Source organism: Pseudomonas sp. VS40 (genome assembly GCF_018587885.1).
GTDB classification, from domain to species: domain Bacteria; phylum Pseudomonadota; class Gammaproteobacteria; order Pseudomonadales; family Pseudomonadaceae; genus Aquipseudomonas; species Aquipseudomonas pergaminensis.
In genome coordinates this window covers 173,466-200,196 of sequence record NZ_JAGYWD010000010.1, presented here as the reverse complement: position 1 = coordinate 200,196, position 26,731 = coordinate 173,466, and the positions used below count along the sequence as shown (strand labels likewise).

The 26,731-nt window shown below is 60.1% G+C and carries 23 protein-coding genes and 2 pseudogenes; 17 read left to right on the top strand and 8 right to left on the bottom strand.

The genetic code is table 11. From position 1 onward, the window contains the following. Both KHP07_RS25630 and KHP07_RS25625 read left to right on the top strand, forming a co-directional pair. Positions 1 to 109, top strand: a 109-nt coding sequence (locus KHP07_RS25630) for an IS3 family transposase (protein WP_146427598.1), incomplete at its 5' end; no start/stop codon positions are given. A gap of 18 nt (positions 110 to 127) precedes the next feature. Beyond that, a pseudogene (locus tag KHP07_RS25625) lies at positions 128 to 1,057 on the top strand (IS1182 family transposase); the annotation flags it as partial. A 406-nt stretch (positions 1,058 to 1,463) separates the two neighbouring features. Here KHP07_RS25625 and KHP07_RS25620 read toward each other — a convergent pair. Continuing rightward, positions 1,464 to 2,381 carry a LysR family transcriptional regulator gene (locus tag KHP07_RS25620; protein WP_214498262.1) on the bottom strand — a complete coding sequence of 306 codons (918 nt, stop codon included), beginning with the start codon at positions 2,379 to 2,381 and terminating at the stop codon, positions 1,464 to 1,466. 157 nt (positions 2,382 to 2,538) lie between these two features. Here KHP07_RS25620 and KHP07_RS25615 point away from each other — a divergent pair, with 157 nt between their 5' ends. The 5 genes and pseudogenes from KHP07_RS25615 to KHP07_RS25600 form a co-directional block, all read left to right on the top strand. Beyond that, positions 2,539 to 3,570, top strand: coding sequence for an alcohol dehydrogenase catalytic domain-containing protein (locus KHP07_RS25615; RefSeq protein WP_214498261.1), 1,032 nt, complete (start codon positions 2,539 to 2,541; stop codon positions 3,568 to 3,570). 348 nt (positions 3,571 to 3,918) lie between these two features. After that, positions 3,919 to 4,134 (top strand): death domain-containing protein, encoded by a 216-nt coding sequence (locus tag KHP07_RS29620; protein WP_058426048.1) that lies wholly within the window; start codon positions 3,919 to 3,921, stop codon positions 4,132 to 4,134. A gap of 201 nt (positions 4,135 to 4,335) precedes the next feature. Then, complete coding sequence (locus KHP07_RS25610; RefSeq protein ID WP_122555158.1) at positions 4,336 to 4,626, top strand: type II toxin-antitoxin system ParD family antitoxin; 291 nt, start codon at positions 4,336 to 4,338, stop codon at positions 4,624 to 4,626. A 2-nt stretch (positions 4,627 to 4,628) separates the two neighbouring features. Next, entirely contained in the window at positions 4,629 to 4,985 is a 357-nt protein-coding gene (locus tag KHP07_RS25605; protein ID WP_068937483.1) for a type II toxin-antitoxin system RelE/ParE family toxin, read from the top strand. Positions 4,986 to 5,719: 734 nt separating this feature from the next. Next, a pseudogene (locus KHP07_RS25600) lies at positions 5,720 to 5,920 on the top strand (cupin domain-containing protein); the annotation flags it as partial. Between the two features lie 46 nt (positions 5,921 to 5,966). Here KHP07_RS25600 and KHP07_RS25595 read toward each other — a convergent pair. Genes KHP07_RS25595 through KHP07_RS25575 form a run of 5 tightly spaced genes read right to left on the bottom strand, consistent with a single transcriptional unit; the run spans position 5,967 to position 11,862 of the window. After that, a complete protein-coding gene (locus KHP07_RS25595; RefSeq protein WP_214498260.1) occupies positions 5,967 to 6,842 on the bottom strand; it encodes an alpha/beta fold hydrolase in 876 nt (291 codons plus the stop codon). Beyond that, the gene (locus KHP07_RS25590; protein ID WP_214498259.1) at positions 6,835 to 8,481 is read right to left on the bottom strand and encodes a dipeptide ABC transporter ATP-binding protein; all 1,647 of its coding nucleotides are present in this window, start codon (positions 8,479 to 8,481) and stop codon (positions 6,835 to 6,837) included. Before KHP07_RS25590 ends, KHP07_RS25595 begins: the two co-directional genes overlap by 8 nt. Next, entirely contained in the window at positions 8,478 to 9,305 is an 828-nt protein-coding gene (locus KHP07_RS25585) for an ABC transporter permease (protein ID WP_214498258.1), read from the bottom strand. The genes KHP07_RS25590 and KHP07_RS25585 overlap by 4 nt, the downstream gene beginning before the upstream one ends. Beyond that, entirely contained in the window at positions 9,305 to 10,282 is a 978-nt protein-coding gene (locus KHP07_RS25580) for an ABC transporter permease (protein WP_214498257.1), read from the bottom strand. The genes KHP07_RS25585 and KHP07_RS25580 overlap by 1 nt, the downstream gene beginning before the upstream one ends. Beyond that, positions 10,279 to 11,862 carry an ABC transporter substrate-binding protein gene (locus KHP07_RS25575; RefSeq protein ID WP_214498256.1) on the bottom strand — a complete coding sequence of 528 codons (1,584 nt, stop codon included), beginning with the start codon at positions 11,860 to 11,862 and terminating at the stop codon, positions 10,279 to 10,281. The genes KHP07_RS25580 and KHP07_RS25575 overlap by 4 nt, the downstream gene beginning before the upstream one ends. Before the next feature lie 317 nt (positions 11,863 to 12,179). Between KHP07_RS25575 and KHP07_RS25570 the strand changes: the two genes are divergently transcribed. Then, positions 12,180 to 13,520 carry a tetratricopeptide repeat protein gene (locus KHP07_RS25570; RefSeq protein ID WP_214498255.1) on the top strand — a complete coding sequence of 447 codons (1,341 nt, stop codon included), beginning with the start codon at positions 12,180 to 12,182 and terminating at the stop codon, positions 13,518 to 13,520. Positions 13,521 to 13,623: 103 nt separating this feature from the next. Here the strand turns inward: KHP07_RS25570 and KHP07_RS25565 are convergent, their stop codons facing one another. Then, on the bottom strand, positions 13,624 to 14,616 hold the full coding sequence (locus KHP07_RS25565) for a P1 family peptidase (RefSeq protein ID WP_150054148.1): 993 nt from the start codon (positions 14,614 to 14,616) through the stop codon (positions 13,624 to 13,626). Between the two features lie 310 nt (positions 14,617 to 14,926). Here KHP07_RS25565 and KHP07_RS25560 point away from each other — a divergent pair, with 310 nt between their 5' ends. The 7 genes from KHP07_RS25560 to KHP07_RS25530 are packed head-to-tail and all read left to right on the top strand — an operon-like array spanning position 14,927 to position 23,739. Further along, entirely contained in the window at positions 14,927 to 17,362 is a 2,436-nt protein-coding gene (locus KHP07_RS25560) for a TonB-dependent receptor plug domain-containing protein (protein ID WP_214498254.1), read from the top strand. A 57-nt stretch (positions 17,363 to 17,419) separates the two neighbouring features. Then, positions 17,420 to 18,754: an LLM class flavin-dependent oxidoreductase gene (locus tag KHP07_RS25555; protein WP_214498253.1), complete on the top strand. Its 1,335-nt coding sequence runs from the start codon at positions 17,420 to 17,422 to the stop codon at positions 18,752 to 18,754. Then, entirely contained in the window at positions 18,751 to 19,665 is a 915-nt protein-coding gene (locus KHP07_RS25550; protein WP_214498252.1) for a 5'/3'-nucleotidase SurE, read from the top strand. Before KHP07_RS25555 ends, KHP07_RS25550 begins: the two co-directional genes overlap by 4 nt. Continuing rightward, positions 19,662 to 20,642, top strand: coding sequence for an LLM class flavin-dependent oxidoreductase (locus KHP07_RS25545; RefSeq protein ID WP_214498251.1), 981 nt, complete (start codon positions 19,662 to 19,664; stop codon positions 20,640 to 20,642). The genes KHP07_RS25550 and KHP07_RS25545 overlap by 4 nt, the downstream gene beginning before the upstream one ends. Then, positions 20,639 to 21,616 (top strand): LLM class flavin-dependent oxidoreductase, encoded by a 978-nt coding sequence (locus KHP07_RS25540; protein WP_214498250.1) that lies wholly within the window; start codon positions 20,639 to 20,641, stop codon positions 21,614 to 21,616. The genes KHP07_RS25545 and KHP07_RS25540 overlap by 4 nt, the downstream gene beginning before the upstream one ends. Positions 21,617 to 21,632: 16 nt before the next feature. Next, positions 21,633 to 22,610, top strand: a complete 978-nt coding sequence (locus tag KHP07_RS25535; RefSeq protein ID WP_093545150.1) for an LLM class flavin-dependent oxidoreductase — start codon at positions 21,633 to 21,635, stop codon at positions 22,608 to 22,610. After that, entirely contained in the window at positions 22,603 to 23,739 is a 1,137-nt protein-coding gene (locus tag KHP07_RS25530; RefSeq protein ID WP_214498249.1) for an LLM class flavin-dependent oxidoreductase, read from the top strand. Before KHP07_RS25535 ends, KHP07_RS25530 begins: the two co-directional genes overlap by 8 nt. 7 nt (positions 23,740 to 23,746) lie before the next feature. Here the strand turns inward: KHP07_RS25530 and KHP07_RS25525 are convergent, their stop codons facing one another. Further along, positions 23,747 to 24,826: a sigma-54 interaction domain-containing protein gene (locus tag KHP07_RS25525; protein WP_214498248.1), complete on the bottom strand. Its 1,080-nt coding sequence runs from the start codon at positions 24,824 to 24,826 to the stop codon at positions 23,747 to 23,749. 303 nt (positions 24,827 to 25,129) lie between these two features. Between KHP07_RS25525 and KHP07_RS25520 the strand changes: the two genes are divergently transcribed. Then, on the top strand, positions 25,130 to 25,858 hold the full coding sequence (locus KHP07_RS25520) for an SDR family NAD(P)-dependent oxidoreductase (RefSeq protein WP_214498247.1): 729 nt from the start codon (positions 25,130 to 25,132) through the stop codon (positions 25,856 to 25,858). Positions 25,859 to 25,873: 15 nt separating this feature from the next. Then, positions 25,874 to 26,707: a CmcJ/NvfI family oxidoreductase gene (locus KHP07_RS25515; protein ID WP_214498246.1), complete on the top strand. Its 834-nt coding sequence runs from the start codon at positions 25,874 to 25,876 to the stop codon at positions 26,705 to 26,707. Positions 26,708 to 26,731: the final 24 nt, after the last annotated feature.

Below are 26,731 nucleotides of genomic sequence, written 5' to 3'. Positions count from 1 at the left end.
CGATTACATCGAGATGTTCTACAACGTAAAACGCCGCCATGGTTTCAACAATCAGCTGTCACCGGTAGAGTTTGAAAAGCGTTACGCAATGAGCTTGCAAGGTGTCTAGAGAATCCGGGGCGATTCAGAAATTGAATCGAGCATCAACCGTTACCTGACGGCACTCGATGCTGCCGATCGGCAAGAACCAACAGCTTCCGAGCCCAGTGTCGTGCGGCTGGAAGAAAAAATCGCCAAGCTCAAAACTCAAATGAAGGAGCTTCAGGCGATCGAAATCCAGCTCAATGAATCGCCTGATAAACAGGTCTCACTGACCGACCCAGATGCTCGCTCCATGATGACGCGCGGCACGGGAATCGTCGGCTACAACGTGCAGACAGCGGTCGATACGCAGCACCATTTGATCGTTGCACATGAGGTGACCAACGTTGGTTCCGACCGCGATCAACTCAGCTCAATGGCCAAGCAGGCCCGCGAGGCCATAGCGTCAGAAACATTGTCGGTGGTGGCGGATCGAGGTTACTTCAAAAGCGAACAAATCCTGGCTTGTCACGATGCAGGCATCACCGCCTACGTGCCCAAGCCGATGACCTCTGGAGCCAAGGCTGACGGGCGTTTCAATAACGATGCCTTCATCTATGACGCGGAAAAAAACCAATACATTTGCCCGGCTGGCGAGGCGCTGATCTGGCGCTATTCCAACGTTGAAAAAGACCTGAAGTTGCATCGTTACTGGAGTTCGAAATGCCAGGGCTGCGCGTTGAAAGCACAGTGCACGCCGAGCACGGAACGACGAGTTCGACGCTGGGAGCATGAAGCCGTCTTAGAGGAAATGCAGCTTCGGCTGAGCAACGCGCCAGAGATGATGCGAGTCCGAAAACGGACGGTTGAGCATCCCTTCGGGACGCTCAAACAATGGATGGGTGCGGCGCACTTCCTGACGCGAAAGCTGGCCGGGGTGAGTGCAGAGATGAGCTTGAGTGTGCTCGCCTACAACTTGAAACGGGTCATGAAGATCATGGGTGCCAACGGTTTGATGAAAGCGCTGACTGCCTAAAAAGGCCGATTTGGCCCATCCCAGAAGCTGTAAGAACAGGCTGGTGTGTTCCAAGTTACGACTGATGCGACCCGCGACATTGACCGTGCGATCGCTCAGCCACGAACGTAAATGACCCAAGACGATCAGGTTATGAGCGTTTTTACACACTCTGGGCCGATTGCTGCCTGTCTCGAAGAGCTGCAGCCCGCCAGAAGCGGACGGATTGCGAGCAGAGAAAAGGGGACTGATATAATTTCTGAGAAATAAATCAGTCCCCTTTTCCCTAAGACCGCGGACGCGTCCGAGACGCTTGGCCAACGATCAGCCGCAGACAGCTGCAATGGCAAGTCGCTGACGATGCTGGTCGTCAAATTGTGCCAGGCGGTGTTACCACGGGCCCGCCGGCTCCTAGGCGCAAGGTCGTCTAATTGCTGGACCGCCTATCAGTCAGCATATTGATCAACGCCCTGAGGCCGGATGGTACATGGCGATTCGCCGAGTAATAGAGGCACAGCCCCAGATACGCGGGACACCACTCTTCCAGAACTCGTTTGAGTCGGCCCTCCTTGAGCGCATGTGCTGCAAGATGGTCGGGCACGAAGGCGATCCCTATTCCCTCGATTGCTGCCTCCACCATCAACGATTGATCAGTCAACGTGAGAGGGCCGGGAGCGTTGATCCTTTCGACAGCGCCATGGCGCTCAAACTCCCATCTGTAGATTGCACCACTTTCAAACCGGAAGCGGATGCAATGATGGTCATACAGATCTTGCGGCACTACTGGATATCCGCGTTGCTCGAAGTACTCGGGCGACGCCACTACCGCAAAGCGGACCTCTCCCATAACTGGGATGGCCACCATATCTTTGGGTACTGCTTCCGCTAATCGGATACCCGCATCAAAACCATCGGCAACGATATCGCTCAGCTTGCCATCACTGAATATGTCGAGATGGACGCGAGGATTCTCGCGCAAAAAGCGCGCAAGCACTGGCCACAGTACCAACCGGATGGCGCCCTCACTGGCATTGATTCGCACCGTTCCGCTGGGAGCGTGGTCATTGCCCTCCAGCTCCCGAACGGCTTCTTCAACTGAGGCCATTGCCGGTCTTAGTTTTATGGCCAGGCGCTCTCCCGCCTCGGTCAAGGAGACGCTTCGAGTCGTCCGGTTGAAAAGGCGGACGTTTAACCGTTGTTCGAGAGCCTTGATCGAGTGACTGATCGCCGAGGGCGTCATGTCGAGATCGATTGCGGCGCTGCGGAAACTTCGGTGGGCTGCGACCGCTAAGAATGCGGCAAAGGCCGACAGGTCATTGCCCTTGGATTGGTGAATTACTTTCATCATGAAATCAAATATTGACCAGATTGTCGCGACAGTCAACGACCCATAGACTCGAATGAAGCTGCAGCATCGTGGGTCCAAAAGGGCCGGTGTAGCTCTCAGAGCATCTCGTTCGCAGCCCTAACAGTAATGACCACCTGATCGAAAGGAACATGCGATGAAGATGAAGGCAGTTGTGATGACCGGCGCGAACAAACCCTGGGAGGTTCATGAGGTTCCCATGCCCAAGGCAGAGCCAGGGCTGGTCCTGGTGAAAGTTCACGCCTCCGGCATGTGCTACACGGACGTGTGGGCAACTCAGGGGGCTGGCGGTGACATTTATCCTCAGACTCCGGGTCACGAAGTGGTTGGTGAAATCGTCGAAGTCGGTGCGGGTGTCCACACGCGCAAGGTTGGAGACCGAGTCGGTACCACCTGGGTACAGTCCTCGTGCGGTCGATGCCCTTACTGCCGCCAGAACCGCCCGTTGACCGGCCAGACTGCCATGAACTGCGTTTCGCCCAGAACGACCGGCTTCGCGTCGCAGGGCGGGCACGCAGAGTACATCGCAATTTCTGCGGAAGGCACCGTATTGTTGCCCGATGGGCTGTCCTACACGGACGCCGCGCCCATGATGTGCGCGGGCTATACCACCTGGAGCGGCCTGCGAGACGCGGAGCCGAAACCGGGTGACCGGGTCGCTGTGCTGGGGATCGGCGGGTTGGGCCACGTCGCCTTGCAGTTCTCAAAGGCATGCGGATTCGAGACCATCGCGATCACGCATTCTCCAGACAAGCACAAGCTTGCGACCGACTTGGGTGCCGACCATGTCGTCACCAATGCCGAGGAGCTATTGGCAGTCGGTGGTGCCGACGTGCTGCTGATCACCACCAACGACTTCGAAACCGCCGAAAAGGCGCTCGCGGGAGTCAATTCTGACGGTCGCATCGTCCTTTGCGGGCTCGACTTCAGCAAGCCGTTCTCGATTCCGTCCGATGGCAAGCCATTCCATATGATGCGCCAACGGGTGGTTGGCTCCACGCATGGGGGACAGCACTACCTCGCCGAAATTCTCGAATTGGCCGCGAAGGGTAAGGTCAAGCCTATAGTCGAAACCTTCTCTCTTGACCAAGCAACGGAGGCTTATGAACGCCTGTCCTCCGGGAAGATGCGATTCCGTGGTGTGTTCCTGCCTCACGGCGGAAATTGATTCCCAGAGCGGTTCCGGCGACCGCGCGGTCGCCGGCTTCGACTCCAACACATGCAGATGCCTGTTTGCGACTGACAAATATCGGCTTCCGCTTCCAGAGCGATGCATCGCATCTTGGGCGGGTGCGTGAATAGGTATAGCTTTTCTAGAAACCTCGGTACCTCAAAGCGAGCCCACTGATCCGTGTGGGGCGGTCTGCTAATGGCCATCTGCTGCCTGTCGCAACGGCAGTTTTTGGCGAATGCTGACCCTCACTCTAAACCGTTTCATTCACTTAACTCACGGGTGGCTCGGGACATCCGCCTCCCCCGCTGCTACGCTTTCGGCTCCTTCATTGGAGTCGAAACAATACCCACTGAATATTCACTGCCTGATGTCCTTGAGCGTCTGTACCAAAACCAGCTCGCCTTAGAGGCGGCGGTGATGGAGTTGACGTTGTGGATTGAGCGCAAGGGTACGACGGACACAGGCGACAATATCCGCGGCGCGCTACAAACGATTGGAGAGAACGCCGGACACATCAAACAAGGCTTGGCAAAACTGAAGGCCCGAGGCCCACACTAATTAAGCTGTCCACGACGTCCCGCATGCGGCAGCCTTGCTTGGACTTTGTGCGCATACAGTCCGGGCCATCTGTTCGGCGCAAAGGATGACCCCACACTTTACAGTTCGTCAGATACAAATCCCAAACTCCCTGAGTTTATGTAAAATGGCATAATATGCCAACGATCGAAACAATATGTTTGCCCAGAGTTGGAGCTAATGATGGCGACGCGAAACGTTGTGCTCACCCCTCAACAAGAACAGGTTATCCAAGACCTGGTCCAGTCCGGCCGTTATCAAAATGCCAGCGAAGTGATGCGAGAAGGTTTGCGTTTACTGGAGCAGCGCGTCGCCGAAGACACTGCCAAAATTGAGGCGCTGCGTCTGGCGACCTCGATCGGCATCATGGATCTTGAACACGGGCGCTTTACTCAATTGAACGAAGGGCATCTGGAGCTTTACCTAGAGGGCTTGAGCCTGGAGGCCACCACTCTCGCGAGCGAGAAACACTGAGCATGCCGCAGTATCGGATTTCCAACGCGGCGCGCGCCGACATTGTCGACATCCTCAGGCTCTCCCAGACGCAGTTCGGCGATCAAGCACGGCAGCGCTACCAGGCGCTGATACTCACGGCGTTGCAAGCTCTTGCCAGCACTCCTTACTGCATTGGCAGCCACGACCGCGATGAGCTTGCACCGGGCCTTCGCAGCTATCACCTCACCTATTCACGCCAGCAGGTCAAACACCCCCATGGGAGGGTCAAAAGCCCACGCCATATCGTGTTCTATCGTGTGGTAAATGACGCCCTGATCGAGGTCGTCCGACTCCTTCATGACGCCATGGAAGTGCAGTTGCACTTGCCTAATGACTGATCACCGAGCGGGCCCAACAGCATAACTGGCCAGGAACAACGAAGGTAAGACGCGCCCTCTACTAGCGACCGCGCCATTGCAACATCGCGCAGAGCCTGAGCATCTCGCGAGCCAATTTCTGGATAGGTACAGAGAGACAGATCCGAAAAGTCCGCTTAGGGATATCAACTCATAACCCATATCCCTCTTCCGAACGACCATGGATTTGCCACATTCGGGTTGCTCATCCAGTATACGGAGGCGCACTGAATACCAGCCACGGCCACCCAGGTCCGCGTCAGAAATCGCCATTCGCGATCGCTCGAACACCCGGTGCAATTGGGGGCAAAACTGGGGGCATAATTCGAGCTTTTCACGCTATAACTACCGTGCTAGAGCAATGTCAAAATGTTTTTTGGCTTGCCTGAGAGTCTTTCTGCCTCGTAGGACAGGCAATTCTTCTGATCATTTTCGCATTTCCACAAACCATGTGGCTTCGTTCACTTCCAGTGGATTGCTAGATTGGGGGCACATCTGAGGGCATGCTTTGGATGGTCTGAAAAGGATGCCCCTAGCCTGAGGCTCAACAATCTTCTTCTCGAAAAGTCACCTGCTACAGTTCCCTACCGCCGTTGAATGCTATCAGATCACCTCAGTTCAAAGACGCAGAGTGCTCATTGTCGCTGGAGCAACCTGCGCGCTTGCTGGGTTGATGTCGCAGTGGCTGACTACAGACATTACTTGCAGAACAACCGTCACCCCAAGGAGTACCAATCCATTTCGCGCACAGCCCATACCTTCACCGCACAGTGTCGCAGGGCGTGCTGGAAATCAGCGTCAACGATGATCGCTATCTGCTCTCTACTGGTGACTCTATTCTGTTCTTCGCCGATCAGCCGCACCGCTATCTCAGTCCGGCCGATAGTCAGGCTGCAGGGCTCCTGATAGTGACGTAGTCCGAACGCCAAAGCTGAAGGGCCCGCATCCACAACTGAAGCCAGATTAGCTGGACGCACCTGGACGCTGATCAAGTTTTTTCATCAGCCTCTGGAATGCCGCCAGCACCTGCGCAGGCCTTTCCAACATCAATTGATGACCACACCGCTCCACCACCTCAAAGCTACCCGTTGGCAGCTGTCGGGCGAGCGCTTCACCCCCACTGGAGGGCGTCAGCCCGTCGCTGTCTCCCGCTAACACATAAGTCGGCAACGTCAGTCGGGCCAGGGCATCGGCGTCGGGCCATTGGGCGTTTTGCAGTAGAGACTTGAACACATACAGACGATTACGACGAGTCAGGTTTTCCTCGTAGGCCACCAGCCGGGCATCGGCTGCGAGGTGCCACGCACGCTGACGAAAGCCCTTGGCCAGCAACGGCCGCAGCAGCTCCAACACCCAGGCAGGCAGCGCCATCAGGCCACCGCGGCTCAACGGGCGATGCAGTTGCGTGCCTAGCAGCAGGGCGCCATCTATGGTCACCTGCGGCAACCTGTGTGGGAGCTCCAGCAAGGCACTCAACCCCAGTCCGGTACCAAAGGAATGTGCAACCAGGATATTCCGACGTGCAGCGTAGCGGCTCAGTATTTCCAGCTGATCTGCCACCAGTTCCGACCAGGCATAGGCCTGCGGCTGGCGCGGCTTTTCACTATCGCCGTGCCCCAACAGGTCCCACGCCACCAGGCTGTATCCCTGATCGGACAACGCCTGCCATAACTCGCGCCATTGATCCTTGTGACCACCCCCACCATGCCCGAAGAACAAAACTGTATCTGCCTGATGCGTGCCTGGTTGATAAGCGATGCTCAGGTACCGTCCTGGACGGATTTCCACCCGCTCGCCCCGCACCAGAGGTAAATCAGAAAATGCGTGTAAATCAGTCATGAGTGGGACAAGCCTCTTTGAATTCAAGGTTTTGAGGAGTGACTGTCGAAGGGAGGACGGTTCTGGAGAAGCCACGCAATAAGGTCTGGGTATAAGCATGTTGCGGATGGACCAGTAGCGTTGCCGCTTCCCCCTGCTCCACCACATGCCCGCCCTGCATCACGGCAATGCGATCACACAGTCTGGCGGCCACTCGCAAATCGTGGGTGATGAACACAATGCTCAGCTTGAGCCGACGTTGCAGGTCTTCAAGCAACTCGAGAATCTGTACCTGGATCAGCGCATCCAGAGCGGAAACGCATTCGTCCGCGATGAGTATTTTCGGCTCCACAGCCAAGGCACGGGCGATACCGATACGTTGGCGCTGGCCACCGGAGAACTCATGGGGATAGCGCTCGAACGCCGTGGCGGGTAGCCCAACCAACGCCAAAAATGAGCGCGTGCGCCGCTCGGCCTCGGCCTTTGAGTGCCCCTGTACCAGCGGGCCGGTCATGACGATACGACCGACGGTCTGGCGCGGATTGAGCGAGGCAAACGGGTCCTGGAAAATCATCTGCACATCGCTACGCAATGCTCGCAAACGCCCTTCGGAAAGCGCCGTTACATCCTGACCCAGCCATTGAATTTGACCACTGTCAGCGCGTAGCAGCCGAACAAGGCAACGCCCCAGAGTGGATTTCCCCGAGCCTGACTCCCCAACAATGCCCAGGGTTTCACCCTCGCGCAGGGTCAGCTGAACCTGCGCCAGGGCCTGGGTAGCACGCTTGCGCCACCAACCGCTGTTGCTGCGAAACACTTTATTGAGTTGCTCGGCCTTGAGCACCACACTCCCGTCCACCGTTGTGCGCGGGGCCCGAGGTTGCGCCGAGACCGCTGCCAGCAGTTGCTGGGTATAAAGCGCCTGAGGCTTGCGCAATACTTGATGGGCGCTGCCCTGCTCCACCAGTTGACCTTTTTCCAGCACCAGCACGCGGTCGGCAATGGCCTCGACCACGGAGAAATCATGGGTGATGAACAACAGCGACATGCCCTTATCCTGTTGAATCTTGCGTAACAGATCGATGATCTGCGCCTGGGTGGTCACGTCCAGCGCCGAGGTGGGTTCGTCGGCGATCAGTAACGAGGGATCGAACGCCAACGCCATGGCGATGACCACGCGCTGACGCTGGCCACCGGAGAGCTCAAAGGGATAGACCAGGCGCAGGCGTTCAGGCTCGGGCAGGCCGACATAACCCAGCAATTCCACAACCCGTCGGCGACGCTCCTGGGCCGATTTCACCCCGTGGGCGCGCAGGGTTTCATCGATCTGCTCACCCACACGCAGCAGCGGGTTCAGCGCGCTCATGGGCTCCTGGAACACCATGCTTATATCTCGCCCGCGCAGCTGGCGCATCGCGGTTTCACTGAGCTTCGCCAGGTCTTCATCACGAAACACCAGTCGCCCGCTTTCCACGCTCAGCGGCGTCGGTAACTGGCGCAACAATGCCTTGGCCAACATCGACTTGCCCGAGCCGGACTCGCCCACTACACATAGGCATTCGCCGCTGCGCAATTGCAGCGACAGGTCATACAGCGCGTGACTGCGGTCGGCACCGGCCGGCAAGGCGATACGCAGGTTTTCCACACTGAGCAACGTCATAGCGACCTCCCCGGTTCAAAGGCCACGCGCAGGCCTTCGCCCACCCGGTTCACGGCCAGCACGCACAGCACAATCGCCACCCCCGGCAAGAAACTCATCCACCAGGCATCCCGCAGCAGCCCACGTGATGCGTTGATCATGTAACCCCAGCTCATGGCCTCAGGGTCGCTCAGGCCGAGAAACGCTAACGCGGCTTCGGTGAGAACTGCAGTGGCCATCACAAAGGTCATGGTCACCAACAACGGCGCCAAGGCATTGGGCAGGATTTGTTGGCTGATGATGCCTAATGGCGATTGCCCCAGCACCCGCGCCGCCTGCACAAACTCACGTTGTCGCAGGGTAAGGAATTCGCTGCGCACTAGCCGCGCGACGCCCGGCCACGCTACCAGCGAAATCGCCAGCACGATGGAACCCAGGGACGGCTCCAGCACCGCCACCAGGATCACCGCCAACACTAACTGCGGAATGATCTGAAAGAACTCGGCGATCCGCATCAGCGCGCCGTCGAGCCATCCACCAAAATAACCGGCGACAGCGCCGACGAGCAGCCCCACCAGCAAGGTCGCCAGACTGGTCAGCACCCCAACGGCCAGGGACACACGGGCGCCGTAGAGCAAGCCGCTGCCGAGGTCGCGGCCAAGCATATCGCTGCCCAGCCAGTGCGCAGAATCGTGGAACGGCGGTAGCATCGGCTGGGTGTTCATTTCCCAGGGCGAGCTACTGGTGAGCCACGGTGCGGCAGTCGCTAGTGCTGCTAACACCAGCAAAAACACCGCGCCGGCCAGCGCCGACGGCTGGTGAATAAAGCGTGTGAACACCGCCATCAGCCCTGTCCTCCAGCGCCAATACGTGGGTCGAGCAAACGGCAAATCACATCGGTCAACACATTGAAGCCCACCACCAAAATCGAGATCACCAGAAAGCCGCCCATCAACACACCGTAGTCACGCTGGGCCAATGAGTCATACATCAAGCGGCCAATGCCAGGCCAGGAGTACACCACCTCCACCAGTAACGCACCGCTGGCCAGTTGGCCGAGTTGCAAACCAGCGAAAGTCACCACCGGCAGCAGTGCATTGCGCAACACATGTACATACAGAATCCGCCGTGGATACAGGCCTTTGGCGTGGGCAGTGCGTACGTATTCCTGACCAAGAGCATCGAGCACGGCGGCTCGGGTGAGGTGGATATACAGAGCCAGAAACAGCACGCTCAGGGATAGGCACGGCAACAACAGATGCCGCAGGCGATCCAGCAGCGAGAAGTCCCGGCCCACGGTCTCCATACCGAACGCCGGCAACCAATCCAGACTGACGGAGAACAGCAAAATCATCAGCATCGCCAGCCAGAACGGCGGCATCGCGTACAGCAACAAAGCACCATGGGAGATCACGCCGTCCAGCCAATGCCGCTTCTGCCGTGCCCGCGCCGCCAGCACACCTAAGGTCACGCCGAGCACGGAAGAAACTACAAAGGCCGAGCCCATCAATGCCAGCGTCGCCGGCAACCGCTCGGCGATCAGCGACCACACCGAGGTCTGGTTTCGGTAGGAATAACCCAGGTCCAGGTGGGCGATATTGCTCAGGTATATCAGCAACTGCTGGAGCAACGGTTTATCCAGGCCCATGGTCTGGCGCAGTTGCTCGATAAACTGCACATCGTCCACTCCTGCCTCTCCGGCCAACAGCAATGCAGGATCGCCCGGCGCCAGTCGAATCAGCAGGAAACTCAGCACCAGCACCGCCACCACCATCAGCAACGCCTTGACGAGCCGCCCGCTGAAATACAACACGCCGTTCATGGCGTCAGGGCCTCGAGGTACACGCTCTCGTAGTCCTCATTAAGGCTGGTAGCGGTCTGCAGCAGTTTTTTCACCTGTTTGTGAAACAGCGTCGGGTAACGCATTTCGAAGATCGGTGCGATGGGCAGGTCGGTGTTCAGCAGGTTCTCCAGCTGGCTGTAGAGCTGTTTGCGCTCCGGGCCTTCCGGGGTATCGGCGACTTTCGCCCACAAGGCATCGGCCTCTGCGCTGTTGTAGCCGCTGACGTTGGCGAACGGAGAAGTTTTGAGTATGTAGTCGGAGCGGAACAGATAGGCGCTGGTCAGGTAGGGATCGCCGATCTGGAAGATAAAATTGTAGGTCAGGTCGAAGTCCCAGTCGCTCACGCGCTGGAACCAGGTCGCCGCGTCGGACGTCACCACCTGCACCTTGAAACCCAGGGGCTGCAAGGACTGCTTAGTGTATTCGGCCAGGCGCTCCCAGGCCCCCCCCTTCTCGCCATTGAGCAGGCGAATGCGCACCGCGCCGACATCAACGCCGGATTCGGCAATCAGCGCTTTGGCCTTTTTCACGTCATAGGCGTACTGCGGCAACTGGGGATCGTGGTAAGGCGAGCTGGACACAAACGGCCCCTGGGCGACCTTGCCCGAGCCGAAGAAGATGTTATCGACGATGAACTGTCGGTTCAGCGCATACAGGATCGCCTGGCGCACCTTGGGGTTGTTCAACGGTGGCTTGCGCGTGTTGATTTGCAGGAAGGCCAGACCTGAGTACAACTCCCAGCCCTTCTCCGACGACTGCACATCGGGCAAGGCGGTTAGGCGCTTAAGGTCGGAGTAATCCGCATCGCCGCTGCGCAGCACTTGCACGTCGTTACGCTCGAACGCGGCGGCACGCGAAGAGGCATCAGGAATGACGTGGAAGATGATGCTGTCGAGGTGCGGCAGGCCCTTTTTCCAGTAGTTGGGGTTTTTAGCCAGCTTGATATAGGCGCCTCGTTTCCACTCGACGAACACAAACGGCCCGGTACCCACCGGTTTTAGGTTGTAGGGGTTGTTACGAAAGTCGGTGTTCTCGTAAAGGTGCTTCGGCACCACCGGGCGCAAGCCGCTGCCCAAGGCCGAAAGCAACGGTGCGAAAGGTTTCTTCAGGTGAAAGACCACCTGCAGCGGACCTTTGGCGGTGATGCTCTCGACGTACTCGGTGATGATACCGCCAAGACGCTTGTCCACCTCGGGGTAGAAGGTCTGGAAGCTGAACACCACGTCATCGGCGGTGAACGCTGGACCGTCGTGCCAGTGCACGCCGTCCTGCAAGTCGAAGGTATAGGTGAGGCCGTCAGGGGAGATAGTCCAGGCTTTGGCCAATACCGGTTTGGGCGCAAGGTGTGTGTCGAAGGTGAGCAGGCCCTGGAGCACCTTGCCGCTCACGTATTGGGTCGACACATGGCTGACTACGCCGTGCATCAGCGAGGGCGGCTCCGGCTGGGCCACCAGGTTGAGCACCCCGCCCTCCTGGGGTTGCGCTTGAGCCTGGCCGGCCAACAACGTGGTGCACAGTGCCACGGACGTGAGGGCACGGCGGAAAGAGAATGAGCGCATGGAGTCTCCTCGAATTGAAAAATATAACGAGGGTTTTGCAAGCGTTGTGCCATGGCCGGTTGGGCGGGTATTGCTGGGGTTGGTGGTGATCGCGCTGATGAAAAAACCACAGAGCTGCGCCTGAGTGTGCAAAAAGCAGCAGCAAAGCATTTCAAATGCGGGAGGGGGCTTGCCCCCGATACCGGTCGGTCATCAATGAATGAGCCAACTGACACGCCGCTATCGGGGGCAAGCCCCCTCCCACAGGGGTTCATCGCTGGTCGATGGCACAAGGTTTGCCCCTGTAACCGTCATCTGAATAAACGAGCCTCGCCACTATGTCACTGGATTACCTGGGCAACCCCATCGACACCACCGACCCCACCACCCGCCAAGGGCTGGACGACTTCATAGGCGGCTTCCTCGGCTACCAGCCCCGTGCCGAACGCATCCTTGCCACCGCCGATGCCGATCCCGGCTCCGCGCTGGCTAATGCGTTTGCCGGCTTGCTGCTGATGTTCAGCGAGTCGCCCGAGGGCCCGGCACTGGCGGAAAAATACCACCAACGTGCGGCGCACGCCGCTCACCCGCGCGCTGAGCTGTACCTTGGCGTGCTGCAAGCCTGGATCAAGGACGACCTCGATCAGGTCCTGCATTTGAGCGAAAACCTGCTCGACCGCTACCCCCGCGACCTATTCGCCGCCAAGCTCAACCAGTACCTGGAATTCAACCGCGGCAACTGGCCCGCCCTGTTGCGCATCGGCCTAAAGGCCACCGCTGGCGCACCCGATATTGCCCACAGCCACGGTCTGCTGGCCTTCGCCTACGAGCAATGCCACCTGCTTGAAGACGCCGAAGCCAGCGCGCTGCAAGCCTTGCGCCTGCAACCCTCGGAGCCTTGGGCCCAGCACGCCCTGGCCCATGTGATGCTGACCCAGGGACGTATCGAGGAAGGCACGGTATTCCTGGAAAGCGTGACCCATCACTGGGACGGTTTGAACTCGTTCATGTACACCCACAACTGGTGGCACCTGGCGTTGTTCTACCTGGCGCGGGGCGAGAATCAGCGCGTGCTGGAGATTTACGACCAACACGTGTGGGGCATTCTCCCGGAATACTCCCAGGACCAGGTCGGCGCCGTGTCCTTGCTCGCGCGATTGGAACTGGCCGGCATCGATGTGGGCGAGCGCTGGCAGGCGCTGGCACCGTACCTGCAACGCCGGGTCTGCGATACGGTACAGCCGTTCCTGAGCGTGCAGTACCTGTATGGCTTGGCCCGGGCGGGCAAGCCGGAGGCGGATAGGTTGCTGGCGACGTTGCGCCAGTACAGCTTTGACGCACGGCCGGTGTGGGGCGAAGTGACCCTGCCGTTGGCGAAGGGCTTATTGGCCCATGCACGTGGCGACTGGCAACAGTCGCTGGCGCAACTGACGATCGCCCTTCCCCGGCTGAATGAGATTGGTGGCAGCCACGCACAGCGCGATCTGTTTGCCCTGGTGGAGCTGGATGCACGCGTGAAGGCCGGGGATTGGTTGGGGGCGCAGCAGACACTGGAATTGCGGCGCCGGTATGACGGGTGGGATGTGCCGACGAATCGGAGTTTGGTACGGGTGTATGAGGCGTTGAAGTTGCCGGAGCTGGCGGCAAAGGCACAGACGCGCCTATCACCTTTCACCTGAGCAGCAGGAGCCGGCTTGTCGGCGTTAGCGGTCTGTCAGTTAATACAGGCGCAAGCTAAACCGCCGCCGTCGCCGGCGAGCCGGTTCCTACAGTGGATAGTGGCTAGCCCCTGGCACTGAACACCCCTCTGGCGATCGCCCGCGCCACGCAATCCGCAGCCGCCGAGCCAATACAACCAATCTCCACCTGCCGCCGTGGGCCATCGGTCAACTCAACCGCCGCCGACGCCAAGGCAAATACAGTGTCCCCATCAAACGGCAAATGCGCCGGACGCACCGCACGGGCAATTCCGTCCTGAGCCATGATCGCCACGCGCTTGCACTCAGCCACAGTGAGCCGAGCGGTACTGGCGACCACCACCAGCGTCGTGTTGGCCCCGGCTTGCAGGCGGCCCATCGAATCCAGGCGTGACAACTCCGGCATCGGGTCGCTGCAGTCCATCTCGGCTTCAGGCCGCCGGCCACCGAATTCCCCCGCGACTTCCCAGGGCCAGGCCCAGAACGTTTTACCGTCGGGCATGTACACCGAGCCAATGGGGTTGGCGACGACCAGTGCGGCGACGATCAATCCGTCACCCAGGTCCAGCGAGGCGGTACCCAGCCCGCCTTTCAATACACCGGCCATGGCGCCACGGCCGGCGCCCACCGAGCCCAACTCGAAATCTTCTCCAGCATTGGCCAGCGCTTCAAAGCCCAGGCGTCGGTAAGGCGGGTCCAGGCCCCAGTCCTTGTCGCCGCCGTTGGCCAGGTCGTGCAACACGGCGGCGGGCACTATGGGGATTGCCGGGGCGCCGGGTTTCAAGTGCAGGCCCACCTCGTCCTGAGACAGTTTTGCCGCCACGGCATCCGCCGCGCCCAGGCCGAACACCGAGCCGCCGGCGAAAACCAGAGCGTGGAGTTGGCCGACCATGTTTTCCGGCTCCAAGGCGGCGGTTTCACGCCCGCCAGGGCCACCGCCGCGAATGTCGATGCTGGCAGTCCAGAAACCATTGGGGCGAATCACTGTGACGCCGGTGTCGACGCGCAGGTCCGTGGCGTGGCCGACCGTGAGGCCTGGGATATCGGTGAGGGCATTGCGCGGGCCGGGTCTAGGCATACAGAAATAGCTTCCTTGGGTTCAGGGTGTTGCGTGGGGAGAGCAAGTCGTGTGCCAAGCACAACCACCCAAGCCTTACGGCTCAATACCCGGTTGCCGATGAAAGCCCCTGCACAAAAACCAACACCCTGCCCTTCGGCCTGTTAAAAAAACACCAACACCCCCGCTTACTACGCAATAAGCCTATGTTTTTAAACATTTTTAACAGATGGCACAGCCCTTGCTCTCCAGCCTTCCCACCAGAGCTTGAACTCAACAAGCCGTCCTCTATCAAGGCCCAACACCTTAAACCACTGGAGTATTTCCCATCATGAATGCATCACGCGCCACAGGTCGCCGACCCAGTAAGGCCTTCGCCCACACGTTGTTGTTTATTGCCCTGTACGAAGCCGCCAGCTACAGCAGCCTGACTCTCGCCGCCGACGCGCCGGCCAGCGATAACCCCTTGGACACCGTTGTGGTGATCGGCAACCGTGGCCAGGCGCGCACCCTGGCCGAGAGCACCGCACCGGTGGATGTGATCTCGTCCAAACAACTGCTCGCTACCGGCCAGGGCGACCTGACCCGCGCCTTGAGCAGAGTGCTGCCGTCCCTCAACCAGCCGGCGTCGTCGGGCTTCGGCTCAACCTCGGTGGTGCGCCCGATCAGCCTGCGTGGCCTCAATGGCGACCAGGTGCTAGTACTGGTCAACGGCAAGCGCCGCCATAACAGCGCGCTGCTCAACAACGGCACCTACCTCAACTCTGGCTCGCAACCAGTCGACCTGGACATGATCCCCACCGCCCTGGTGGATCACGTCGAAGTGCTGCGCGACGGCGCCTCGGCCCAGTACGGTTCGGATGCGATCGGTGGAGTGGTGAACATCGTGCTCAAGCAGACCGACCACGGCGGCAGCCTATCCACCAGCTACGGCCAGAACTATGAGAACGGCGACGGCGAAACCGCGCGACAAACCGGCAATATCGGCCTGGCGTTGCCCAACGACGGCTTTATCAACCTCGCCCTGGACGTGAAGAAACAGAAGATCTCCGACCGCTCCGACAACGCGCCATATACCGACTCGGCCGGCAACACCAGCCTGCAACACACCTACTACGGCACCGGCCTGCCCGAGGCACGCAACTTCAGTTTCGGCTACAACGCCGAGCTGCCGGTGGACGATGCCCTCACGCTCTACTCATTCTCCACCTACACCCGCCGCAACTCGGAAAAACCGCTGGCTTTCCACCAGCCCGCCAGTTTCGATGGCATCCGCACCCCCTTCCCCGAAGGCATCGAAGACACCCTGCGTTTTATCGAAAATGACTTCCAGGTAGCGTTTGGCGGCAAGGGCGAACTCGCCGGCTGGGACTATGACCTGTCCAGCACCTATGGCCAGGACCACGCCGAAGCGACCCTGCGTCACACCTACAACCTGAGCTACGGCCCGGACTCGCCGACCTCGGTGGACACCGGCGTCAAGACCTTCAGCCAATGGACCAACAACCTCGACCTGACCCGCGCATTTGACCTCGGCCTGCACAAACCCACGCAGATTTCCTGGGGCCTGGAGCAACGCTACGAGAACTACAAGATCGGCAAGGGTGACCTCGCCTCCTACGCCAGCGGCCCTTTCACCACCGGAGCCAGCGGTGGCCTGATCGCACCGGGCACCATCTCCGGTGCCGGTACCACCCCGCAGGATGCTGCGCAAAAAGGCCGCACCAGCCTCGCCGGGTATGGCGAGATCGGCCAGGACTTCACCGATAAATGGCACGTCGACCTGGCCGGTCGCTACGAGCACTACAACGATGGCTCGGGCACCACGACTAACGGCAAGTTCTCCACCCGCTACCAACTCACACCGATCCTGGCAGTACGCGGCACCTTCAGCACCGGTTTCCGTGCGCCTTCACTGGCCCAGCAGATTTACAGCTCCACCTCGCAAACCAGCGTCAACGGCCAGCTGTTCGACTACCGTAACGTTGCAGTCAACTCCGACGTGGCCAAGGCGCTCGGTGCCGAGACTCTCAAACCTGAGAAGTCCACCAACTTCAGCCTGGGCCTGACTCTGCAACCGACGGATGCCACCAGCATCACCCTTGATGCCTACCAGATCAAAATCAAGGACCGTATCGCGCAAACCGGCTACCTGGGCGGCACGCCTCAGATTAGCGCGATCCTCGCCGCCGCCGGCCTCAACCCGAACCAGGCCGTCACCTACTTCACCAACGCCCTCGACACCACCACCCGCGGCGTCGACCTGGTGGGCGACTACCGCCAGAGCATCGGTGCCTACGGCAACCTGCGCTACACCCTGGGCTTCAACTGGAACACCACGCAGATCGACGACATCCACGCCTCCAGCGTGGCCCAGCAAGCCCTCGGCCCAACCGGTGGTTATGACCGCCAGCGCCAGGGCAACCTCAAGTACGGCCTGCCGCAATCCAAATTGCTGCTGGGCACCACCTGGACCTACGAAAAACTCGAACTGGGCCTGAACCTGACCCGCTACGGCGAATACACCCAGTACGGCACCGCCGAAGCCTTCGACCGCACCTTCTCGCCGGCGTGGATCACTGACCTGAACATCGACTACCACCTGACCCCGGCAATCACCCTGAATGCCGGTGCCAACAACCTGTTCAACCAGTACCCCGAGCGCACAAAGCTGGCCAGCAGCTCCGGCGCATTCCCCTACGGCAACTTCTCGCCGTACGGCACCACCGGCGGCTATTGGTACACCGGCGTGACCTACAACTTCTGATCCTGCTCCACGGGCCGGTTCGCCGGCCCCTTGCCTGACTCAAATGGGAGCCTGTCCATGACCCGCCGTACCGATCGACTCAAACTGGGGGCCTTCCTCGCCAACAGCGGCCATCACGTCGCCGCCTGGCGCCACCCACTGGCTCAGGCCGATGCGAGCCTGGATTTCGAGCACTTCAAGCACATCGCCCAAACCGCCGAACGCGGCAAGTTCGACGCCCTGTTCATCGCCGACGTGGTTGCGCTGTGGGGGCATCATCACGACGCGCTCAGCCGTACCGCCCGTGCCGAGCACTTCGAACCGCTGACCTTGATGTCGGCCTTGGCGGCCGTCACACACAAGATCGGCCTGATCGCCACCGCGACCACCACCTACAACGAGCCGTACCATATCGCGCGCAAGTTCGCCTCCCTGGACCACCTGTCCAAAGGCCGCGCCGCCTGGAACCTGGTGACCTCGGTCGTCTCCGATGAAGCCTGGAATTTCGGCCGCGAACACCATGTGGACCACGGCGACCGCTACCAGCGCGCCGAAGAGTTCCACGACGTGGTCAAGGGCCTGTGGGACAGCTGGGACGACGACGCCTTCACCCGCGACAAGGCCAGCGGCGAGTATTTCGACCCGGCCAAACTGCACACCCTCAACCACCGCGGCGAGCATTTCTCCGTGCGCGGCCCACTGAATGTGGCGCGCCCGCCCCAGGGCCACCCGGTGCTGGTGCAGGCCGGTGCATCGGAGCCGGGCAAACAGCTCGCCGCCCGTGTGGCCGAGCTGATTTTTGCCCACGCCCATCATCAGCAAGACGCCCAGGCGTTCTACCAGGACATCAAGGCCCGTGCCGCCGCCCTGGGTCGTAACCCGGACCACATCAAGATCCTGCCCGGCGTCACGCCATTTATCGCCGACACCCGCGAACAGGCCCAGGCGTTGTTCGAGGAATTCCAGGCCCTGATCGACCCAGTGCTGGGCCTGCGCCTGCTGGCCGATACCCTCGGCGATGACATCGACCTGTCCGGCCATAACCTTGACGACCCGTTGCCGGATACACCGGTGGGCCAACGTGGCAGCCGTCGCGACAAGGTGCTGGAACTGGCGCGCACGGAAAACCTCAGCATCCGCCAACTGTACCTGCGCCTGGCGGGCGGCAACCCGGTGATAGGCACCGCCGAGGACGTGGCCGATCACTTCGAGACATGGTTCCAGGCACGCGCCTGCGATGGCTTCAATGTGTTCTTCCCCTACTTCCCTGGCGCCATCGACGTGTTCGTCGATCAGGTGATTCCGTTGCTGCAGGCGCGTGGGCTGTTTCGCCAGGAATACGAGGGCACCACCCTGCGCGAAAACCTCGGCCTGCCGCGCCCGGACAACCGCTTTACGGGAGAGAGGGCATGAAACGCAGCGCCTGGATGCTCGCCTTCGCCAGCTTGATCGCCCCCAAAGCCTTCGCCTTGAACATCTTGCTGAGCAATGACGACGGCTATCAGCATCCGAACATTCGCGCACTCTACACCGTGCTGAAAGCCCAGGGGCACACCGTGAAGATTGCCGCGCCGCAAAGTGACCAGAGTGCACGCGGCGGCGCGTTCTTTTTCGGACGCGAAGTCACGGTCGGCCACGACACCGACCCAGCCTACCCCGACAGCTACTACATCAGCACCTCCGATAAAGGCGTGTGCCAGAGTCCCGAATGCGCCGGCAAAGAGGTCCAGATCGAAATCAGCGGCACGCCGGTGATGGCCCTGCTGATGGGCCTGGACAAGGTGCTGCCCCACCCCGACCTGGTGATCGTCGGCCCCAACCCCGGCAATAATCTTGGGGCGATCAATATGGCTTCCGGCACCTTCAATGCGGCCAGCGTGGCGTTGCAATCGGGTATTCCGGCATTGGCGGTGAGCACCGACCTGAAGGAGCAAGACCCACAGCGCGCCGCCCAATTGGTGGCAAAACTGGTCGCCACCCTCGACCGGCATCGCCAACCCGACGGAGCCCTGCTACCGCTGGGACTGGGCTTGAATATGAACCTGCCCAAGGACACGCAGATCAAGGGCGTGAAACTCACCCGTGTGGGCAGTTACGTGGGCTTCGAAGCGCGCTACACCGATGACCTCAAGCAATTCAACCTGCCGGGCAAACCGGGCATCGGCTTCCAATACAGCCCCGCCGCGACTGCCGCGCAGCAAAACGATGAGGCGGTGTGGCTGAACAAGGGCTACCTGACCATCAGCCCGTTCAGTGGCCTGCCGGAATCCATCAACGCCGGACCCGCGTTGCAAATGCAATTGGCCCGTGAGATGAAGCCATGAGTGGCGGTTTTTCCCTGGGCTTTTTGAGCCGGGTCTATAGCCCGCAATTTGATCCGAGGGTATATCGCGACACCCTGGAACTGTTCAGAGTCGCTGAAGAACTGGGTTTCGACAGCGGCTGGGTGGCGCAGCACCACTTCGCCAGTGAACACGGGCGCCTGCCTGCGCCGCTGGTGTTATTGGCCGCCATTGCCCAGCGCACGCGACATATCAGCCTGGGCACCGGGATTGTCGTACTGCCCCAGGAAGTGCCGCTGCGCCTGGCCGAAGATGCGGCCGTGCTGGATGTGCTGAGCAATGGCCGGCTGGAACTGGGCCTTGGCGCGGGTTTCGATCCCGAGACATTCCTGGCGTTTGGCCGCGAACATGAGGCGCGCCATCGTGACTACGAACAGCACCTGCAACAACTGCGCAACGCCCTGGGCAATATGCCGCTGACCGACAGCGGCTCACGCCTGTTGCCACGCGCCAACGGCTTGAGACATCGCCTGTGGGAAGCCACTTCGCGGGTAGAACAGGTCGCCGAGCGTGGCCACGGCCTGATCATGGCACCCAATCCGCATTTGCCTGCCCAAGCCGGTGTTGAACTGGTGAACCGCTACCGCAACGCCTGGACCGGCGACAACGGCACGCCCGCCCGCTTCGCACGGGTGCAGGCGTTGCTCGCCGCACCGGACGACGCCACACGCCGCGATATCCAGGCCTATGTGCAACGCCAGCAAAACATCGGCGTACTCAAGGGCATGCCGGACGCTGACTTCGACACCACCCTCAAGCGCCTCGGTGTGTTGCACGGCCCGGTGGAGAATATCATCGAGCAATTGCAGCAAGGCCCGCCATTGACAGCCCACGATCAACTGATCCTGCAAATCCAAACCACCAGCACACCGTTGCGCGAGGCGATCCGTGCGCTGGAGATCATCCGCCAACACATCGCACCAGCACTGGGCTGGCAGCCCACAGGAGCCCCCTCATGACGTTCAAATTGGGTTTCCTCAGCCACGCTTTTGGTGATGACCCCCGGCAGGTCTACCGCGACCTGATCGAACAATTCGAAGTGGCTGAAGCCCTTGGCTTCGACGGTGGTTGGATTGCCCAGCACCACTTGAGCAATGGCTTTGGTCGTCTTCCTTCACCCTTGGTGCTGCTGGCGGCCGTTGCCGAACGCACGCGGCATATCGAACTGGGCACCGGGGTGATTGTGTTGCCATTCGAGGACCCGATCCGCCTGGCCGAAGACGCTAGTGTGCTGGACGCTCTGAGCAGCGGGCGCGTGCAATTGGGCCTGGGCAGTGGTGGCGCCAACCTCGATAACTTCAGCGCTTTTGATCGCGACCCAAGCCGGCGCCAGGCGGATTTTGCCGAGCGCCAGCAACGTTTGCAGCGCCTACTGGAAGGTAAACCGCTGAACGGCGAATTAACGTTGCAACCGCCTGCCATCGGTCTGGGCGAACGCCTTTGGCATTCCCACGGCAGCACTGACGGCGCGGTCTATACCGCCCGACAAGGCAATGGACTGCTGCTGGGCACAGCTACCCATGATCCGCTCACCGTGCAAAAGCCTTTGGCGGATGCCTACCTGCAAGCCTGGTCGAGCAGTGAGCGCGCACCGCGTATCGGCGTGGTTCGTGCCATTTTCCCTGCCATCGACCGCGCCAGCGCCCAGGCCGAACTGTCGGTGGATATCGAGCGGCATATCCCGCGCCTGCAACGTGAGGGCCTGATCGACGAAGCCTTGGATTTGCAGGAACACCTGCGCTTGATGAACGTGCACTACGGCCATCCCGATGAAGTGATCGAAAGCTTGCAACAGGACCCGTCGCTGCTGCCTTATGCTGACTACATGATTGCTGTGGTTCAGGCCGAAAGCTCGACCCAGGCACAAATTCTCAAACGTTTGGAAATCCTGGCCCAGGACATCGCCCCGGCCTTGGGTTGGAAAAAACGATGAATAATGGAGCTTATGCATGCCCCTGGAATTCAGCTGGTTGATGCCCTTGTGTACCCCAGACTGGGCGGCGCGGCCGGGACAATGGGTTCAATTGGCCCAGGCTGTGGAATACGCCGGGCTCGATGGCCTTTGGATTCCCGGTGGCGTGTTATGTGCCGACAGCCTGGGCGTGGCGGCAGCCTTGTGTGCGCATACACGCAGCGTGCAGTTGTCGGTGAGTGTGCCGCCGGAAGTGATGCTTCCAGCCGCGCTGGCCACTACCCTGCAAAGCCTGCAGTCGATCAGCGGCCACCGTGTGCGGCTACATTTACCCAATAGCGAACACAGTGCCTTTGGGGAGTGGCTCAACCGCGACCAACGCAGCGAACGCATTGGAGAATATCTGGAACTGTTGCAACGACTGCTGGCTTCCAACACCGGCGGGTTCGACTATCAGGGCCGTTATTTCCAACTGGAGAACGCCGGCTTCACCCGCCGCGAAATACCCGCCCCATCGTTGCTACTGGACGACACCCAGAGCCATGCGCTGGTGGCGGCACATGCCCAGACCTGCCTGTTAGCGCCTGGCCATCCACAACGACTGGCCCAGGAGATACAGCACTGGCGACAGGTCCAACCTACGCTCGACTTTGCCTGCACGTTTGGGTTGATCCTCGGTGACAGCGAAGACCTCGCCTGGGAGACCGCCGCCGCTTTATTATCGGCTCCTCAATTGCCCGAAGAACCCCTGGCCACCCTGCCCCGTGCACGCCACCCGCTGCGCCAGTGGGAAGTGCATCCCAACCTGCTGCAAAGGGAAGCCGGCCAACCGCTGATCCTGGTGGGCACCCCGCAACAAGTCGCTACACGCCTGCAAGAACTGCACGGAATTGGCTTGAATCACCTGATCCTGGAGGGCGGGCCGTCAGTCAGCGAAGTGCTGCGCTTTGGCGAACAGGTTTTACCGTTGCTTTTCCAACAGGGTTTGCGCAAGGAGCGCCTGCACCATGACTGATGATTTACGCCCACCGATCCAACTGGACTGGTTTTTACCCACCAATGGCGATGGCCGTCACCTCACTAGCAGCGGCTTGCCCAAGGTCGGGTTGTTCCAGCAAGGCGAGCGTGCACCGACGCTGGAATACCTGCGCCAGATTGTGCGCGCCACCGAACAGGCCGGTTTCGACGGCATCATGGTGCCCACCGCTGCCGGGTTTGAAGACCCATGGCTGATCACTGCGGTGCTGGCCCAGGAAGTGCGCCGCCTGAAATTCCTCCTGACGCTGCGACCGGGCACCGAGCTTCCAGCCTATACCGCCCACCGCGCGGCGACGTTGCAACTGCTCAGCGAGAATCGTCTGGCGTTGCATGTGGTGACCGGCTCCAGCCGTTTTGAACAGCGCTCCCTCGGGGATTTTCTCGAACACGATGAACGTTACGCACGCACCGCAGAATTTCTGCAGGTGTTCCAGTCCGTGTGGGCAGCCCAACCGCCCGCGCATCAGGGACGTTACTACCGCAGTGGCATTCAAACGCCGATTGCGCCAGGCGCACACGTACCGCCAATTTACTTTGGCGGCGCCTCCGAAGCCGCCGAGCGTGTCGGTGCGGCCCATGGGCAAACATATCTGATGTGGTGCGAACCGCCGGTCATGATCGCCGAACGCATCCAACGCATGCGTGAACTGGCTGCCGCCCAAGGCCGTACTCTGCGCTTCGGTCTACGTCTGCACGTGTTCGCCGCTGTCACTGACGACGCGGCGTGGGCCCACGTGGAACGGCTGCTGGAAGAAATCCCAACGGATACCATTGACCATGCACAACGGCAGATGGCGGCATATGAGTCGGTGGGGCAAAGCAGGCAGACGCAGTTGATGCAGGGCCGTGGGCGCGGCGCTCGGGAACTTGAGGTGTCAGCCAATCTTTGGGCCGGGGTAGGCTTGGTACGCGGCGGCGCAGGAACAGCGTTGGTCGGCAGTTATGCGCAGGTGGCAGAGCGAATCGAGGAGTACCACCAGTTGGGGGTGGACAGTTTTATTCTGTCGGGTTTTCCCCATTTGGAGGAAGCGATTCACCTGGGCGCGCAGTTGCTGCCTAAGCTACGCCGCATAGGTAACCCACCCAGCCAGGTCAAACAAGGTTGAACGCAGATCAGGGTTTTGCTCGACCTTTGAGCATGCCGTGATTGACCAGTAAGGTGCGCATGGCGTTGCGGGTAATACCCAGTAGTTGCGCGGTGCGTAACTGGTTGAAACCGCAGTAGGCAAAAGCCTCGCGCACCATCAACTCCTCAATATCGTGCAAGAGCGAATCACCTGGAACATCGAACAATCGCAAAAACTGTTCGCGAAGCACTTCCTGAGGAAGCTTTTGCACCCCGTTGGAACTTGCGCCTTGCAATGCACTAAGGCCTGCCGAGAACTTCAAGTGCTCGGGGCGGACCGGTCTGTCGCCGGCCACCAGTAAAGCCAAGTGAACAACGTTCTCGAGCTCTCGGATATTCCCCGGCCAGGGATAATCGAGCAGCGCCTGAGTAGCCGACTCCGAAAGCATAGGCTCATTGATTTTAAGGCGGGCGCTGTAGAGTTTCCTGAAGTGTTCCACCAACGGCAGAATGTCCAAGGGACGTGCCCTTAACGGCAGAACTTCCACTTGGGCGACGTTTATTCGATAGAACAGATCGAGCCGAAAATTGCCAGCTTCAATGGCCTGTTCCAAATTGACGTTGGTAGCCGTCACCAATCGGATGTTGATCTTGATCGGTTTGCGCGAGCCGACCCGAACCACTTCCTGTTCCTGTAGGACACGCAGCAATTTAACTTGCAAAGGCAGCGGCAGATCACCAATCTCATCGAGAAACAGTGTCCCTCCATCTGCCTCCTCGAACCAGCCGGCTCGCCGACCGACAGCTCCGGAAAACGAACCGGCCTCATGGCCAAAAAACTCGCTTTCAGCCAGGGTCTCACTGATCGCACCGCAATTGACCGCAATAAAAGCGCCAGTGCGGCCACTGCTCGAATGGATGTAGCGCGCCACCAACTCCTTACCGGTGCCCGTCTCTCCATTGATCAACACTGGCGCGTCACTGGGCGCCACCCGCTGCAGATACTCCAGCAACTGCCGAGACCGGGGGTCGGCAAATACCAGCGCTTTCGCTCGGATTGAAAGAGGATCTTTATCGCCCTGAGGCAATGTCAAAATCGGGCTGGGGTGTCCGCGCGGGATGTTCATAGACAATTTCCAATGGCGGCCATGAAGGAGTTAACAGCACTTTACTGCTCGCGCCATATAACAAGAAATATTAAAAAAACATGAGGATATAACCTCGCAACAAGAATGCAATTCGACCGGCCATAAACCAATCGCTTACATGGGCGAACGATAAGAAAGGATCCAGGGGGCTTAATTGCAGGCCAACCCTCTGATCCCCTATGCCTGAAAAGACGAGCATAACCTTAGCTGTCGATATTCTTATTCCTCCCGCCCGGCCATGGGTAGATTGGTAGCCACTTACCCCATTGGAGGATGTGGCGCATGGCGGAATCAGTGGTGTGGATTGCCGGGGTCGGCGCGGTTGCCGGGCTGGGTGCAGCCTTAGCACGGCGTTTTGCCCGCGAGGACTACCGCGTAGCGGTCAGCGGCAGGAGCCAGGACAAGTTGCAGACGGTGGTGGCTGATATAGAAGCGAACGGCGGCAAAGCCAATGCAATCGTGGCCGACTTGGGTATCGAAGCCGACGTGCTCGCCGCCATCGCCCAGGTCAATGAGCTCGGCACACTCAGGGCGGCGATCTTCAACGTGGGCAATTCGGTGTCCAAGCCGGCGCTTGAGTTGAGCGCCGAGTTGTTCGAGCAAACCTGGCGCGCCTCGACATTGGGGGGCTTTTTATTCGCCCGCGAAGCCACCCGCACCTTGCTCGCCAATGGCGGCGGCAGCCTGTTATTTACCGGCGCCACCGCCTCACTGCGCGGCAAGCCGCCGTACACCGCGTTTGCGGCAGGCAAGGCCGGGCTGCGCTCGGTAAGCCAGTCGTTTGCGCGGGAATTCGGCCCACGGAATGTGCATGTCGCCCATGTGGTCATCGACGGTTCCATCGATGGCGAGCGCGTGAAAAGCCGTGCGCCCGACTACCTGACCAAGCTGGGCGAAGACGGCGCATTGCGGCTCGAAGACATCGCCGACGCCTATTGGTATCTGCACACCCAACCGCACAGCGCCTGGACCCAGGAGCTGGACTTGCGGCCATTCAAGGAACCGTTCTGACACCGGGAGATGGTTATGGGAACCCATCAGACACAACTCGCGCCCGCCTCCGTGCTCGGCGTGCTCAATTACCTGAAAGACACCGGCGAGCGCCCGGTGAACTACACCTACCCGCCACCCGATGGCGCGGCCCAGCGCAGCGGCGTACTTGACCCTACCCAGGTGACCATCCATAACGCGCGGTTGCTGGATACATCTGCGAGCCTGCAGCGTGAGGGCTTCGAGAAGGTCGAGCACGCCAGCGCAGTGGTCAACCTGGAGGATGACGAACAGGTGCGCCTGCATTACTACCCGGAAACCGAAGCCCTGCTCAAACAGCAGACTGGTGCGATAAAGGTGGTGATTTTCGACCATACGATTCGCGTCGATGACCCTGGCCGTGAGGCGCGTGGCCTGCGCGAGCCGGTGCGCTACGTGCACAACGACCAGACCGAACGCTCGGCGATTCGCCGTGTGCGCGACCACCTCGACCCAGACGAAGCCGAACAGCGCCTGCTCAAACGCTTTGCGATCATCAATGTGTGGCGGCCCATCGGCACGACAGTGCTGAGCACGCCCCTTGCCTTGTGCGATGCGCGTAGCATGGTCGATAGCGATTTATTGCCCAGCGACCTGGTGTATCGCGACAAGGTCGGCGAAACGTTTTCGGTCAAGGCTAACCCGGCTCACCGCTGGTTTTACTATCCGCAGTTGCGACCAGACGAGGCCTTACTGTTGAAGATCCACGATTCGCGGCGGGATGTAGCCAGGCTGAGTGCACACACCGCATTTGATGACCCCACCACGCCAAAGGACGCGCCGCCACGGCGCAGCATCGAATTGCGCGCACTGGTGTTCTTCGACACGTAAATCAAGGCTTCACCCAGCAACGGA

What these genes read in the sequence shown, in the direction of transcription:
- KHP07_RS25620 (WP_214498262.1), bottom strand. Translation starts at nt 2,381, where the DNA reads ATGAAAGTAATTCACCAATCCAAGGGCAATGACCTGTCGGCCTTTGCC.
- KHP07_RS25615 (WP_214498261.1), top strand. Translation starts at nt 2,539, where the DNA reads ATGAAGATGAAGGCAGTTGTGATGACCGGCGCGAACAAACCCTGGGAG.
- KHP07_RS25610 (WP_122555158.1), top strand. Translation starts at nt 4,336, where the DNA reads ATGGCGACGCGAAACGTTGTGCTCACCCCTCAACAAGAACAGGTTATC.
- KHP07_RS25605 (WP_068937483.1), top strand. Translation starts at nt 4,629, where the DNA reads ATGCCGCAGTATCGGATTTCCAACGCGGCGCGCGCCGACATTGTCGAC.
- KHP07_RS25595 (WP_214498260.1), bottom strand. Translation starts at nt 6,842, where the DNA reads ATGACTGATTTACACGCATTTTCTGATTTACCTCTGGTGCGGGGCGAG.
- KHP07_RS25590 (WP_214498259.1), bottom strand. Translation starts at nt 8,481, where the DNA reads ATGACGTTGCTCAGTGTGGAAAACCTGCGTATCGCCTTGCCGGCCGGT.
- KHP07_RS25585 (WP_214498258.1), bottom strand. Translation starts at nt 9,305, where the DNA reads ATGGCGGTGTTCACACGCTTTATTCACCAGCCGTCGGCGCTGGCCGGC.
- KHP07_RS25580 (WP_214498257.1), bottom strand. Translation starts at nt 10,282, where the DNA reads ATGAACGGCGTGTTGTATTTCAGCGGGCGGCTCGTCAAGGCGTTGCTG.
- KHP07_RS25575 (WP_214498256.1), bottom strand. Translation starts at nt 11,862, where the DNA reads ATGCGCTCATTCTCTTTCCGCCGTGCCCTCACGTCCGTGGCACTGTGC.
- KHP07_RS25570 (WP_214498255.1), top strand. Translation starts at nt 12,180, where the DNA reads ATGTCACTGGATTACCTGGGCAACCCCATCGACACCACCGACCCCACC.
- KHP07_RS25565 (WP_150054148.1), bottom strand. Translation starts at nt 14,616, where the DNA reads ATGCCTAGACCCGGCCCGCGCAATGCCCTCACCGATATCCCAGGCCTC.
- KHP07_RS25560 (WP_214498254.1), top strand. Translation starts at nt 14,927, where the DNA reads ATGAATGCATCACGCGCCACAGGTCGCCGACCCAGTAAGGCCTTCGCC.
- KHP07_RS25555 (WP_214498253.1), top strand. Translation starts at nt 17,420, where the DNA reads ATGACCCGCCGTACCGATCGACTCAAACTGGGGGCCTTCCTCGCCAAC.
- KHP07_RS25550 (WP_214498252.1), top strand. Translation starts at nt 18,751, where the DNA reads ATGAAACGCAGCGCCTGGATGCTCGCCTTCGCCAGCTTGATCGCCCCC.
- KHP07_RS25545 (WP_214498251.1), top strand. Translation starts at nt 19,662, where the DNA reads ATGAGTGGCGGTTTTTCCCTGGGCTTTTTGAGCCGGGTCTATAGCCCG.
- KHP07_RS25540 (WP_214498250.1), top strand. Translation starts at nt 20,639, where the DNA reads ATGACGTTCAAATTGGGTTTCCTCAGCCACGCTTTTGGTGATGACCCC.
- KHP07_RS25535 (WP_093545150.1), top strand. Translation starts at nt 21,633, where the DNA reads ATGCCCCTGGAATTCAGCTGGTTGATGCCCTTGTGTACCCCAGACTGG.
- KHP07_RS25530 (WP_214498249.1), top strand. Translation starts at nt 22,603, where the DNA reads ATGACTGATGATTTACGCCCACCGATCCAACTGGACTGGTTTTTACCC.
- KHP07_RS25525 (WP_214498248.1), bottom strand. Translation starts at nt 24,826, where the DNA reads ATGAACATCCCGCGCGGACACCCCAGCCCGATTTTGACATTGCCTCAG.
- KHP07_RS25520 (WP_214498247.1), top strand. Translation starts at nt 25,130, where the DNA reads ATGGCGGAATCAGTGGTGTGGATTGCCGGGGTCGGCGCGGTTGCCGGG.
- KHP07_RS25515 (WP_214498246.1), top strand. Translation starts at nt 25,874, where the DNA reads ATGGGAACCCATCAGACACAACTCGCGCCCGCCTCCGTGCTCGGCGTG.